Consider the following 13,318-nt stretch of genomic DNA (forward strand, 5'->3'; position numbering starts at 1 on the left):
TTGCATGTATTAGGCACGCCGCCAGCGTTCATCCTGAGCCAGGATCAAACTCTCTAAGTTATATTTCCTAGTCTAATTATTCATACTGGTTAAAAAATTGACGTTTGTTTTGCTTGTACTTCTGTTTAGTTTTCAAAGATCAGATGCGCCATCTGCTCTCACAGATGATAGGCTTGCGCTTGATTTGCGCTTAACTATACTATCATTGGGTTTGCTTGTTGTCAAGCGATTTTTTTATCTTTCGCTCGACATTTTTTGCGCCCCTTAACATAGTTAAGAGCGGATTGTTGTTTTCCGCCTTAGCGGTTGCAACGTTGTTAACTATACTTTAACTTACTGGGCATTGCAAGACATTTGTTTTAAAAAAATAACTTTTTTTCTATAAAACAAAAAAGGCGCTATTTAGGCGTTTAAATAGCCACCTGTAAAGTAAAAATACTGATTAATTTAATTGAATAGCCATGTTTCAATAATATAAAAGGTCCTCCGGATTGGAGGACCTTATTCTTACACTAACGGCTGCGAGCGGCGGCAACGAATTGAAGTATTCGCATAAACAGATAAATGAAGTCGACATAAAGAGTAAGAGCGAAGTATAAAGCCAAGTTGCGCGACTCCACACCCGACTCACTAATTTTGGTAATACGCCAAACATCATACATAGTAATAAGCATGACGGCGCCAAAAGATACAAAACTGACAATCCACATAATTTGCGTCGACCGCATAAAGATATTTATCAGCATAAGAATGATGCTGCCAAAGAAGAGGCCGATTCCTACGAGACCGACTCCAGAAAGATTGCGCTTAGTATAGCGAGCATAGAGCGCCATAATTCCAAATACGCCAGCGGTTAAACCGAAAGCGATGCCTAACGTTTCCAATTCGTAGGTCAAAATAAGAGTCGATAACATAAGTCCCATATTCGCTGTATATAATATATAAGGAATAAGAATATTGGCATCGCCACCATGTCTAAACACTCGAACTTGAATATAAATAATTAAGATAATTTGAAAAATTGCGCTTCCGACCAAAAGCCAAAGGTACTTACTCAAAGCTAATTCCGGATTGGCGCCGTTTAAACCTAAGGACAATATTCCAACCGTTCCAAAAGCGACGACCGCTGTTATGAGTAAGCCTAAAAACATCCAGCCGAAAGACGCTGACAAAAGCCGATTTCTTTCCCTGGTTGACGTATCTACATAAGTTGCCATAATGTTGCCTCCATATAAAAACAATATATCATATATTAAAGTTGGAAATAATAAAAAACAGAACCGAAGTTCTGTTTTGTTTTTTATTCGCCAATGTTGGCAATGAGTTCGCGGAAACTTTCAACGGCAAGCGAAGCTCCGCCGACAAGAGCCCCATCGATGTCCGGTTCAGACAAATAATCTTTGACATTTACCGGTTTGACACTACCGCCATATAAAATACGAATCTTCTCCGCATTTTCTCCAAAGGAAGCACGGAGGAGCTTGCGAATATATCCGCAGACCTCTTGGGCTATTTCCTTGCTGGCATTTTTACCGGTGCCAATTGACCAAACCGGTTCATAAGCCACGACTAAATTCCGAACATCATCGGCCGAAAGACCTGAAAGGCCGATGCGAATCTGTTCTTCAACCACCGCTTTAGTTTCGCCCTTTTCAAACTGATCAAGGGTTTCGCCAACGCAATACAAAGGCACCATGTCAGCCGCAATTAAAGCTTTAATCTTGGCATTGCAATGCTCATTGGTTTCTCCGTAATACGAGCGTCTTTCCGAATGTCCGATAAGACACCAATTGATTCCAATCTCCTTAAGCATAGGAATTGAAATTTCACCCGTATAGGCACCATGATCAAATTCGCTGCAATTCTGCGAACCAACAATCAATTTCGGATTGATTTCTTTAACCGTTTTTAATCCAAGAAAAGTCGGGCATACTCCGATTTCAATTTCGCGTTGCTCGGCAAAGGCAGATAAGTCCAATGAGGCTTTAGCAAAAGCTTCCGCCTCTAAAATCGTCTTATTCATTTTCCAATTGCCAACTAATAATTTTTTGCGTCCCATTTTAACCTCTAATAATATCTATTCCCGGCAAGTGACCATCATTTTCAATCATCTCCAATGATGCTCCTCCGCCAGTTGAAACGTGACTAAACTCATCTTTATAGCCGAATTGGGCAACGGCCGCTGCACTATCGCCACCGCCAATAACGGTAAAAGCGCCCTTTAATTCAGCGATCGCCTTACAAATTTCAATGGTGCCAACAGCGAAATCTGATTGTTCAAATACGCCCATAGGCCCATTCCAAAATACCATTTTTGATTTGGCAATTTCAGAGGCATATATTTTAGCCGTTTCAGGGCCGATATCCATGCCTTCGTATCCCTCAGGGATATCTTGACCCACGACCTTTTTCTCTGTCCAACCTTCAAATCCGTTGGTAACGACGCTATCCACCGGTAGAAGAATGCGCCCTTTTGCTTCTTCAAAGCACTTTTTGGCGTAATCTAATTGATCGCTTTCAACTGGCGAAGTGCCAACCGTATAGCCCAACGCCTTCTTAAAGGTATATGCCATCGCTCCACCAATTAAAATCTTATCGCATTTTTTTAGAAGTGAGTCGATGACTTTGATTTTATCGCTAACCTTGAATCCGCCCAAAATAGCGACATAGGGGCGGTCTTCCGGTTTTACTTCGACACAGCGCGTTAAATTTTCGACTTCTTTTTCAACCAAGAAACCGACTGCGACCGGTTTCCCCTCCGCTTTCATCACTTCGGGAACGCCATAGGTCGAAGCATGTGCCCGGTGGGCACTGCCAAACGCATCCATCACGAAGGCATCGGCTATTGAAGCCCATTCTTGAGAAAGGACCGAATCATTTTTTTCCTCGCCCTTTTCATAACGGGTGTTCTGGACGAGTAATACTTCTCCTGGTTTAAGCATATCGACAAAATAGGCCAGTTTTTCGCCCCGTGTATCTGGGCAAAAACTGACATCATTCTTAGGAAGCAACTCCTGAAGATGGTTAACCAGAAAAACCATGTTGTTTTTCTTCTTAGCTTCGTCAATTTCTTCCGGGGTCTTCTTGTAACTGATTTTTCCAAGATGGCTCATTAAGATAACCGCCGCGCCTTTATCGAGCAATTCCTTAATTGTCGGAAGTGCTTGGACCATTCGGTTATCATCCCGAATAACTCCATCCTTTAATGGGACATTAAAGTCAACTCGGACAAGAACCTTTTTGCCTTTGACATCTAAGTCACTGACTAATTTCATTTTTAATCTCCTTGTTTTTTGAAAAAAAGCGCCCACTAAGGGCGCTTCCTCTAATCTTTTATGATTATTTAACGCCCAAGACTTTGGCCATTTCGCCGGCTAAACGGACGAATTGGCAGGTATAACTATATTCGTTGTCATACCAGGAAACCACTTTGACATATTGGGTGCCGTCCTTTTCGAAAACCTTCGTTTGGGTGGCATCAAATAATGAACCATAAGTAATGCCGATAATATCGGAACTTACGACTTCATCCTCGGTATAGCCGAGAACGTCTTTTAGTGTTGTCTCACTAGCTTCTTTCATCGCTGCGTTAATTTCTTCTTCCGTGACTTTCTTTTCTAAAAGAAGTGAAAGATCAACCAAAGATCCATCAATTACCGGTACCCGGAGTGCTCCGCCTTGGAGACGTCCGTCAATTTCCGGTAAAACCAAGCCGATTGCTTTCGCTGCTCCAGTTGATGTTGGAACAATGTTGGCTGCGGCCGCCCGTCCCCGACGAAGATTCTTTTTCTTAGGGAGATCAAGCGTAGTCTGGTCATTGGTATAAGCGTGAACGGTTGTCATAAATCCACCCTTTAAACCAAATTTTTCATTAAGAACTTTTGCTACTGGAGCCAAGCAGTTGGTTGTGCAACTGGCACCGCTGATAACAATCATGTCCTTGGTTAACTTTTGACTATTGACACCATATACGAAGGTTGGTGTTCCCTTATCGGCCGGTGCCGAAATAACAACGCCTTTAGCTCCGCCCACTTCAACATGGACTTTAGCATCTTCATAGCCTTTGAAACGGCCTGTGCACTCAAGAACGATATCAACTCCATAATCGGACCACTTGATCAAGTTTGGATCGGGTTGTCCAATAACCGGGATTTCACGGCCTTTAAAGATGATGGACTTGCCATCGGCACTGACAGAAATTTCATCTTTAGCGAAGTTTCCGTGTGCGGTATCATATTTCAAAAGATAGGCTAAGTTATCGGCGTCGGTTAAATCGTTGATGGCAACGACTTCAAATTCGCCAGATTCTTCGGCCCGACGGAAAGCCAAGCGACCAATCCGACCAAAGCCATTAATTGCAAGTTTAACTGACATCTGAATGTCCTCCTTATTACTTTGCGGTTTTATTATACAACAAATTTAATAAATTTGTAGGTGATATAAGCGGAAAGCGCGCAAAAATTATTTGTTGGCGAGAGACAATCAAAAAAAGGTATCGTTTTCGGCATTTTTTGACCGATTAAAGATCTTCTAAGCCTTTAAACAGTTCGGAAAGAGAAACTCCCAGTGCGGCCGCAATCCGGCTGATGACCGTCAATGATGGGTTGCGCCGGCCATTTTCCAAGTCCGAAAGATAATTTTTATTTATGCCGGAGCGAAAAGCCAACTCTTCCTGTGACCAATGCCGGTTCTTACGCAGATAGACAATTCTCATGCCCAATTGTTCTTTGATACCAAACACTCTATTTTCCTCGCCGATAATTTTCTGCAATCTTATTCAGACTGCGAAATAGATGGGCTACGTTGCTTTTGGAAATAGGTCGCTCAGTTGCCAATTTTTCCGTCATGCGATCGGCTAATTCTTGCATATTAGCATCTTCGTAGTTCAGTCGAAGTTCGCAAAGAAGCCGCAATTTAGGATTATCAAAGTGATTAAAGCCGATTTTTTGTTCAATCAGTTTTATATCGGCAATCTGATTTTGGGCACTAGACAGAGTTCGCTGATAATTATGCTCGTCACAAAGCGCCATTCTTTGTGAAGCATTCTGCATATCGCGATCAATGCGCACATTCTCATATTGCAGGGAGGAAGCTGTCGCCCCAATAAAGATCAGAAATTCCCCAATTTGGTCGCTTTTTTTCAAATATACCACATGGTAATCGCGTCTTTGAATGACTTTGGGCGTAAAATTGGCATGATGAAAACGTTCGATAAGGCGGCAAAGTTTGTTGGCTAAAACTTCGTCTTTAGTTGCTATTTCTAAATGATAATTGCCACTTTTTGGCGAATTAACCGAGCCCCGAGCCAAAAAAGCTCCGGTTGCATAACCGCTGGCCGTATCGTCGCTATAGACAATTTTTCGATCAATCGCTCCACCTGGAAAGGATATTGATAAATCTTCAAGAATAAAATCCACCCGGTCTTCAATTGCAATAATGTAATATGTATTCTTCTTAAAATGCATATTTTTTTGATAATGAAAGGATGGGTCGATTCCATAGAATTCTTTTATTAAAGAGTAAATATATTTTGCCACTTTGGCGTTTTCTGTTCGTAGCAAAAGGCGCGCTTGGCGCGCTGCGATCGACAGCGAACCGTTCATCCGCATAAAGGCGGAAAGAATAGCTTTTTTCCGCGCTAAAGCATATTTAGTCTCGCCCTCTTCTTTGGGACGTACGATGTCTTCTTTAACCATCATCGTAAAGGAAATATAATCAAACATCAGCGCTCACCCCGTCTAAGATCGCGATGTGTGGCTGATATAGAAAATGTTCCCTTTAATTTTTCCGCCACTTTTTCAACGCAATAAACCGAACGATGCTGACCACCGCTGCACCCAATTGCCACCACAATCATTCCCCGAGCCTCGTCGCTCGCCTTCGATAAATAAAAGGTAAGATATGAGAAAATGCGATTGATCAATTCTTCGCTTTGACTTTGATTGTTCAAGAATTTCACAACCGCTTGATCTTTTCCTGTTTTGTTTCTTAGCTCAGGAATATAAAACGGATTCGGTAATAATCGTGCATCGAAAACAATGTCGGCATTTAAAGGAAGTCCATATTTAAAGCCAAAAGAGACAAGATTGATTTTAATGGCCGGAGTTTTTGAATTCTTTAGTATTGAAAACATTTGCTTCCGCAAATCAATGACTCGCATATTACTGGTATCGATAAAAAAATCCGCTTGCTCACGAATCCGAGTCTCCATTTGCATTTCTTTATCTATTCCGTCCTCAAGCGACAATCCGTTGACTTGAAGCGGATGTGAATGCCGGGTTAACTTATATCGGCTAATAATATCTTCCTTAGATGCCACGAACAAAAATAATTTTATATCGAAATCTTTGCTGTTTTTGAGCGATAGAATAAGTTTCTCCGCTTCCATAATGTTTATCGTTATGGCGGTCTTGGCACTATGATGACTGGGTTCGTTAATCAAAAGACTCAGTAGGCTTTCAATCAGTTCCGCCGGTAAATTATCAATAACTCGATATTTTAATTCTTCCAGCACAAAAGAGGCGGTCGAACGTCCCGCGCCACTTAATCCCGTTAAAATAACCAGTTGTTTTTTCATCAGACTACCTCGCCTTTTATTTTACAATGAAAAACGACAATCAAATAACAAAAAAAGAAAAATAAATTGATAGTTTCTTTTCAAATAATATTGATATTTTCCGTTTGCTAAATAATTGAGACCGTTTCTATGGCAAAAAATTGGTCTTCAAAAAGCAAACTAACCGTTTTCTTTTACCTATCTGAAATAGAGTGTACCGGTTTTTTTATGAAACAAAATTTAAATTGATTTAAAAGTGTATTATGTTGCTGCCGATCAGCCAGCCAAATATTGACAGAACAACCAAAACAAAATAAACATATCGCCATGTTATTTTTTGGGTGGAAACAAAACTCCATGCGGAAATAAAAGCCGCCAAAAGGAGTGACAATGATCCTATCCAAGCAATAAATGGTATATTTCCGCCTAATCCCTCAATTATCCAACATATCGTAGACAACAGAATTCCCACGAAAGCCAACAAACCCGCTAAATAATATGAATTTCTTTTAGCCATTTTAAATTCTCCTTAAAAGTATATCTATAAACAATAATCAGTAAAAGTAATCTAAAAAGCAATGTAAATGTAATGAGAAAGGAACTTTAGTGCTTAGTTGATGAAGTGCTTTTAAAAGGTAACAAGTAACCGCAGTCAGCTGTTGTTAATCTTCGATTAATAAAAAGTAGGCAAAATCCTTTGCCTACTAATGGTTATCATCTCTAAAGAGAACGATGGGTTATTTCTATCGCCGCGATAGCCCCATCATTAGTCGCTGTAACTATTTGGCGAAGATTCTTTTTTACAACATCGCCGGCTCCAAATAAGTTGCCAACCTTTGTTTCCATATTTTCATCCACAATAACATATCCATGCTCATCAAGGACCTGAAGTTTGGATAGCCCTTTAGTCGCCGGGATTTGCCCAATGTATGGGAAAACGGCTTTGACCGGCAATATTTTTTCTTCGCCGGTGATCGCATTTTTAATTTTTATTCCCGAGACAAACTTTTCTCCTTCAACCGCCAAAGTTACACTGTCGAGAACCAATTCGATATTGCCCGTCGATTTCACTTTTTTCACCAATAGTTCATCAGCTCTAAAGCCCTGTCGGCGATGAATAAGAAAGACTTTCTTAACGAAGCCGGAAAGATAAAGCGCTTCTTGAAGCGCGGAATTCCCACCTCCGACAACAGCCACGTTTTCTCCTTTATAAAAAGATCCGTCGCAAACCGCACAGTAACTAACACCTTTTCCTTTGAATTCATCTTCGCCGGGAATATTCATTTTGCGCTCATCGGTACCCGTGGCAAAAATAACAAACTTGCTCGTAATCGTTCCGTCGTCGGTTATAACCTTAAATTCATCGTCTTTTTTTTCAATATCAAGTACATCACCATAAGTAACTTCAACCCCGAAGTTTTGAACTTGTTCAAAGAACTTTCCGGCAAGATCGGGACCGGTTATTTTGTTAAATCCGGGATAATTTTCAATTTCCGCCGTAAAATTCACTTTTCCGCCCGGAACATATTTGTCTAACAAGACAACATCAATGAGCGCTCTTTTTAAATAAATGGTCGCTGTTATTCCGGCAGGACCGCTGCCGACAATTGTCACATCTGTTTTTCTATCCATTAGTTAATACCTCCACTATATCGGCAAATGAAGAAACAAAATACTTGGGCTTGGCATATTGGGGAATCTCCCTCAATGTCCAAGTAACTAACATGGAATCAATCCCCGCATTTTCGGCAAGCTGAAAATCAACCCCATTGTCTCCAACATAGAGAACCTCATTTGACTGAAGACGCAATTTTTCCATGACGATTCGCATCCCGCTTGGGTCCGGTTTAGGAAGGGGCATATCGTCACTACCGATTATCATATCAAATAAAGACGCCGGTATGTTCATTAACGCAAGCGAAAGCATCGTTGCCGAATGAACCTTATTGGTTAATACCACTAGATGATAGCCATAGGATTTCAATTTTTCCAGTGCCTCTCTTTCGTTAGGAAAGGGAAGAATGTATTTTTTATAGTTGGGTTTAGATAAACGCTTATATTCCTTGAGAATAAAATCATAGTCGTAGTTGGGAAAATAAGTTTTCAGAGTTAAATCAAGCGGCGGCCCGGAAAAATACACCATTTCTTTTAAAGACGGAACAAAATCAGGGCGAAACTTTTTAAACATTTTGATATAAGTGGCAACAATCACCAAGTCAGTATCGGCAAGAGTCCCATCCATATCGAAAACAATAGCTTTATACATATCTATTACTTTTTCACTTTAATTGCGACTTTGCCATCGTCAATTGTGCCCGTTTTAGGCGTATGATAACGCTCATATAGATGATTGGCAACAATCGCCAAAACTCCAAGCGCAATAAAGACGATTGACCAAATCCATGACCATTTATCGTTTGTTCCCATATTAAAAGCGGGATCGCGCATCGGCTCAAGAATAAAGCGGGTCAAGCCATACCATATAACATATAGAAGCGCCAAATCGCCCATCTTGGTATACTTTTTTAACCCGTGACCGACGGCATAGCGAATTATAAAATACCCCGACAGGTTGACAATTCCCTCAATCAAGAAAAGCGGAACGCGCATTGAGCCCGAAATTGTCATTTGGCGAACAATAAACTCGGGCAAGAACCACCAATAAGCGCTGTTGGTGATATTTCCATATACCTCTTGATTAAAGAAATTACCCCATCGTCCGATTGCCTGGGCAATTAAAATAGTTGGAACAATTAAATCAGCGGCATGGCGCGTCGGAATCCATTTTCGTCTCCATTTTAAAAATAGAATGCCTACGATACCACCGAGAAGGGCCCCGCCCATGATGGCAAGTCCTCCATCCCAAACCGCAAATGCGTCCAGTGGCCTTTCATTAAATCCTTCACGATACCAATTGCCGATCACATACCAGAGGCGTGCACCGACAATCCCAGCCGGAAAAGCAATATAAAACAGATTTTCAATTAATCCATGTTTCCCATACTCAATATAAAAATAATGATCACAGATAAAGTAAACTAATATCGCTCCACCAAGAATAAATAGAGCATAAAAATGAACGGAAAATCCCTTATAAATAACTATTTGATACACTAACGGATAGGTAATCAATTCCAGATAAGTGAAACCATCCAAGATAATAAAGATTGCGATTAAAGACAACAGGCCGCCAATTATCGCGCTATATTTAACCATGCGCTTGAATTTGCCAACATTATCTTTTCCAAAAAAGAATATTAAGCCAAAGAGGAATACCGAAAAGGCTAAACCAAATAATAAACCGCCGCCGATGGTCATTACTTTATAGCCAATTAAACCCGATATTTCATTCATGGAAATTATGCCCGCGAATAAAATCGGAATTCCAATTGCTATCGTTACAACCGCTACAAACAACTTTCGATAAGCAATGTTTTTAAATGAAATACTCTGATTATTTGCCTTGAAAATCGGTGAAAAATACAAATAAAACAATCCCCCGCCTACAAGGGTAACTAGGATACCAAGCCAAAAAATAAAATTAGCGTACATATTACAATTCCTCAATCACTTCCCGAGTTTAGCACAATAGAGACATTAACTCAATCGGCATACCGCCGCATTGCTTTCCGAGTAGCTTCCAAGATTGGTTTCAAGTACTGCCCGGTGTAAGATTTTGGATTGTCCGCGACCTGCTCCGGAGTCCCAGTTGCAACAATTTGTCCGCCACCATCTCCTCCTTCGGGGCCTAAATCTATTATCCAATCAGCTACTTTTATAACATCAAGATTATGCTCGATTACCACAACCGTGTCGCCATTATTGACAATTTTTTGCAAAACATCAAGTAAGCGGGCAATGTCATCCGTATGAAGACCTGTCGTCGGTTCATCCAAAATATAAATAGTTTTGCCCGTGGGCTTTTTTTGTAATTCAAAAGCCAATTTAACTCTTTGCGCTTCCCCACCGGAAAGTTCCGTTGCCGGCTGGCCAAGTTTAATATAATCCAAACCCACATCATTCAAAGTTTGTATTTTTCTTTCAATTGAGCTGCGATTAACAAAGAAAGCCAGCGCATCTTCCACCGTCATATTTAATACATCATAAATATTTTTACCCTTGTAGGTAACCGACAGAGTTTCTTCATTATATCGATGGCCGTCGCATACATCGCATTTAACATAGACATCAGGCAAAAAATTCATCGGAATCCGGGTAACCCCTGCTCCTTGGCAATTCTCGCATCTTCCTCCGGGGACGTTAAAAGAAAAAGTTCCTTTATTAAATCCACGGCTTTTAGCTTCGACTGTCTCCGCAAAAAGGTCGCGGATTTCATCGAACGCTTTGGTATAAGTCGCCGGATTGGAACGTGGGGTACGCCCGATTGGCTCCTGCGAAATATCGACGATCTTGTCAATATTTTCGGTTCCTTCTATTGAATCAAAGTCGCCGGGAATTAAACTTTCCCCCTGACCAATGGCTCTTTTCAAACCCTTATACAAAATTTCAGTTATCAAAGATGACTTGCCCGATCCGGAAACTCCGGTTATGGCTACAAACTCTCCTAGGGGGATTTTCACCGTCAAATTTTTTAAATTGTTTTGTCGTGCGCCTTTGATGGTTAAGTACTTTCCATTTCCCTTTAAGCGAACCGGCGGTAAGGGAATATATTTTTCGCCGGATAAATATTTTCCGGTCAATGAGCGCGGAGCTTTTTCCAAATCCTCAATACTGCCGGTGGCTACTACTTCGCCACCGTGGATTCCCGCTCCCGGGCCAATATCAACCAAGTAATCGGCCGCGCGCATAGTATCTTCATCATGTTCGACAACAATTAGCGTGTTGCCTAAATCCACCATGCCCTTCATCGTCGCAATTAATCGGTCATTATCGCGCTGATGAAGTCCGATTGATGGCTCATCAAGAACGTAGAGAACTCCACTTAGGCGGGAACCGATTTGCGTGGCCAATCTAATTCGCTGGGCTTCACCGCCGGACAGGGTCATCGCCATTCGATCTAAAGTTAAATAATTAAGGCCAACATTGGCCAAAAATTGAAGACGATTGGTTATTTCTTTTGTAACTAATTTCGATATTTCTTTCTCAGTCGGACTTAAATGCTCATCCAAACTAAGAAACCACGTTAAAGAATCACGGATCGACATCTGCGTCACTTGATAAATATTTTTATCATTGATACGGACCGAAAGAGCCGCCGGATTCAGACGAGCGCCGTGGCAAGTCGTGCAAACTGTGTCACGAAGAAACTTCTTATAATAGTCCCGCATAAATTCCGAGGAGGTATCACGATAAAGACGTTCAATCTTATTCTTTACGCCCTCAATTATTCCATCGCGATGATTGAGATTTCCCGAAGAGGACTTTAAAACATACTTATGTGGAACCGGAGAACCATAAAAGATAATATGTCGCTGCTCAGCTTCCAATTTCCGAAAGGGGATATTCCGAGGAATTTTATATAAGTCACAAAGAAGGGCAAATTCTTGCCATTCAAGATTCGTCGTTCCTACGGTATTTTTGTAATAATCAATTGCCCCTTGGTTAATGGAAAGATTAGGGTTCGGGACCAACAGCTCCGGGTCTACTTCTTGTTTTATTCCTAATCCGTTACAATCCGGGCAGCAGCCGATTGGCGCATTGAAAGAAAAAAGCCGAGGTTCAAGCTTAGGTACCGAAAAGCCGCAGTACTTGCAGGTATGATGGGAGGAGAAAAAACGCTCGTCGTCATCAACCAAGACTCGGATATAGCCATGACTCCAATCTAACGCTAAGGTAACGGCATCAAAAAGCCGTGAACGAATATCGTCTTTTAAGACAATACGGTCAATAACAATATCAATGCTGTGACGCTTGTTTTTTTCTAACTCGGCCAGTTCACCGATTCTGACCATGCTTCCGTCGACTCTAAGTCGCTCAAAGCCTTGAGCGCGAATTTTCTCCAAAGTTTCCTTATGGGTCCCTTTTTCATCACGAACAATCGGTGAAAGCACCTGTAGGCGGGTACGTTCGGGATTTGCCATCAGCATATTGACAATTTCCGTCGCGGTAAAAGCGATAATTGGTTCGTTGTGCGTTGGACAAAAAGGTATGCCGATTCGCGCATACAAAAGACGTAGATAGTCGTATATTTCCGTAACCGTCCCCACGGTGGAGCGCGGGTTATTTGATGTCGTTTTTTGATCGATACTGATGGCCGGGGACAATCCTTCGATACTATCAACATCCGGTTTTTCCACTCCGCCCAAAAACTGCCGAGCATAACTTGAAAGACTCTCGACAAATCTCCTCTGTCCTTCGTTATATATCGTGTCAAAGGCCAAAGTCGATTTTCCAGATCCGGACAGCCCAGTAAAAACGACCAGTTTATTTTTGGGAATCGTCAAATCAATATTCTTTAGATTGTTGTTGCGAGCGCCTTTAATAATAATTTCATCACGGGACATAGTTAGTAACACCTCATTTAGTTATTTTACCCCATGTAAGCAAATCATGATATTGTTTTGACTACTTTTTTTACCATCAGACTAAAGGAAGAAAAGCAATATTACCTCGGCTTGGCTTTTTACCTTAGGTTTGTTACCGCAATTTTACCATCAAAAAGAATATGCTATAAATTTGGCAATTGAAAATTTAAGGCAGGTTAGTATAATAGATATTGCGGTCGGGACGTAGCGCAGCTTGGTAGCGCACTACCTTGGGGTGGTAGGGGTCGGGAGTTCAAATCTCCTCGTTCCGACCATT

The 13,318-nt window shown here is 41.2% G+C and carries 12 protein-coding genes, 1 tRNA gene and 1 rRNA gene; 1 reads left to right on the forward strand and 13 read right to left on the reverse strand.

Annotated elements, in window-relative coordinates; all coding sequences use genetic code 11:
* The 13 genes from PKC96_00005 to uvrA all read right to left on the reverse strand — a co-directional run.
* Positions 1-60: ribosomal RNA gene (locus tag PKC96_00005) — 16S ribosomal RNA — on the reverse strand; the annotation flags it as partial.
* Positions 61-512: 452 nt separating this feature from the next.
* Positions 513-1,217, reverse strand: coding sequence for a Bax inhibitor-1 family protein (locus PKC96_00010; GenBank protein ID HML99710.1), 705 nt, complete (start codon positions 1,215-1,217; stop codon positions 513-515).
* Between the two features lie 83 nt (positions 1,218-1,300).
* On the reverse strand, positions 1,301-2,059 hold the full coding sequence (gene tpiA, locus PKC96_00015; GenBank protein ID HML99711.1) for a triose-phosphate isomerase: 759 nt from the start codon (positions 2,057-2,059) through the stop codon (positions 1,301-1,303).
* 1 nt (position 2,060) lies between these two features.
* Entirely contained in the window at positions 2,061-3,275 is a 1,215-nt protein-coding gene (locus PKC96_00020; protein HML99712.1) for a phosphoglycerate kinase, read from the reverse strand.
* Positions 3,276-3,339: 64 nt separating this feature from the next.
* Complete coding sequence (gap, locus tag PKC96_00025; GenBank protein ID HML99713.1) at positions 3,340-4,374, reverse strand: type I glyceraldehyde-3-phosphate dehydrogenase; 1,035 nt, start codon at positions 4,372-4,374, stop codon at positions 3,340-3,342.
* Between the two features lie 145 nt (positions 4,375-4,519).
* A complete protein-coding gene (locus PKC96_00030) occupies positions 4,520-4,741 on the reverse strand; it encodes a helix-turn-helix transcriptional regulator (GenBank protein HML99714.1) in 222 nt (73 codons plus the stop codon).
* Position 4,742: 1 nt separating this feature from the next.
* Entirely contained in the window at positions 4,743-5,723 is a 981-nt protein-coding gene (gene whiA, locus PKC96_00035; GenBank protein HML99715.1) for a DNA-binding protein WhiA, read from the reverse strand.
* Positions 5,723-6,577, reverse strand: a complete 855-nt coding sequence (rapZ, locus tag PKC96_00040) for an RNase adapter RapZ (protein ID HML99716.1) — start codon at positions 6,575-6,577, stop codon at positions 5,723-5,725. Before rapZ ends, whiA begins: the two co-directional genes overlap by 1 nt.
* Positions 6,578-6,806: 229 nt before the next feature.
* Positions 6,807-7,073, reverse strand: a complete 267-nt coding sequence (locus PKC96_00045) for a hypothetical protein (GenBank protein ID HML99717.1) — start codon at positions 7,071-7,073, stop codon at positions 6,807-6,809.
* A gap of 203 nt (positions 7,074-7,276) precedes the next feature.
* Entirely contained in the window at positions 7,277-8,188 is a 912-nt protein-coding gene (gene trxB, locus PKC96_00050; protein HML99718.1) for a thioredoxin-disulfide reductase, read from the reverse strand.
* Positions 8,181-8,822 (reverse strand): HAD family hydrolase, encoded by a 642-nt coding sequence (locus tag PKC96_00055; GenBank protein ID HML99719.1) that lies wholly within the window; start codon positions 8,820-8,822, stop codon positions 8,181-8,183. The genes trxB and PKC96_00055 overlap by 8 nt, the downstream gene beginning before the upstream one ends.
* Positions 8,823-8,827: 5 nt before the next feature.
* Entirely contained in the window at positions 8,828-10,108 is a 1,281-nt protein-coding gene (lgt, locus tag PKC96_00060; GenBank protein HML99720.1) for a prolipoprotein diacylglyceryl transferase, read from the reverse strand.
* 50 nt (positions 10,109-10,158) lie between these two features.
* Positions 10,159-13,020 carry an excinuclease ABC subunit UvrA gene (uvrA, locus tag PKC96_00065; protein ID HML99721.1) on the reverse strand — a complete coding sequence of 954 codons (2,862 nt, stop codon included), beginning with the start codon at positions 13,018-13,020 and terminating at the stop codon, positions 10,159-10,161.
* 219 nt (positions 13,021-13,239) lie between these two features.
* Between uvrA and PKC96_00070 the strand changes: the two genes are divergently transcribed.
* Positions 13,240-13,316: transfer RNA gene (locus PKC96_00070), tRNA-Pro, on the forward strand.
* Positions 13,317-13,318 lie beyond the last annotated feature (2 nt).

This window comes from Bacilli bacterium (assembly GCA_035326105.1).
GTDB lineage: Bacteria > Bacillota_I > Bacilli_A > RFN20 > CAG-826 > UBA7706.

Excerpts from the sequence above, each read along its gene's own strand:
- trxB (HML99718.1), bottom strand. The coding sequence starts at position 8,188 with ATGGATAGAAAAACAGATGTGACAATTGTCGGCAGCGGTCCTGCCGGA.
- whiA (HML99715.1), bottom strand. The coding sequence starts at position 5,723 with ATGTTTGATTATATTTCCTTTACGATGATGGTTAAAGAAGACATCGTA.
- tpiA (HML99711.1), bottom strand. The coding sequence starts at position 2,059 with ATGGGACGCAAAAAATTATTAGTTGGCAATTGGAAAATGAATAAGACG.
- PKC96_00055 (HML99719.1), bottom strand. The coding sequence starts at position 8,822 with ATGTATAAAGCTATTGTTTTCGATATGGATGGGACTCTTGCCGATACT.
- PKC96_00045 (HML99717.1), bottom strand. The coding sequence starts at position 7,073 with ATGGCTAAAAGAAATTCATATTATTTAGCGGGTTTGTTGGCTTTCGTG.
- PKC96_00010 (HML99710.1), bottom strand. The coding sequence starts at position 1,217 with ATGGCAACTTATGTAGATACGTCAACCAGGGAAAGAAATCGGCTTTTG.
- PKC96_00020 (HML99712.1), bottom strand. The coding sequence starts at position 3,275 with ATGAAATTAGTCAGTGACTTAGATGTCAAAGGCAAAAAGGTTCTTGTC.
- gap (HML99713.1), bottom strand. The coding sequence starts at position 4,374 with ATGTCAGTTAAACTTGCAATTAATGGCTTTGGTCGGATTGGTCGCTTG.
- uvrA (HML99721.1), bottom strand. The coding sequence starts at position 13,020 with ATGTCCCGTGATGAAATTATTATTAAAGGCGCTCGCAACAACAATCTA.
- lgt (HML99720.1), bottom strand. The coding sequence starts at position 10,108 with ATGTACGCTAATTTTATTTTTTGGCTTGGTATCCTAGTTACCCTTGTA.
- rapZ (HML99716.1), bottom strand. The coding sequence starts at position 6,577 with ATGAAAAAACAACTGGTTATTTTAACGGGATTAAGTGGCGCGGGACGT.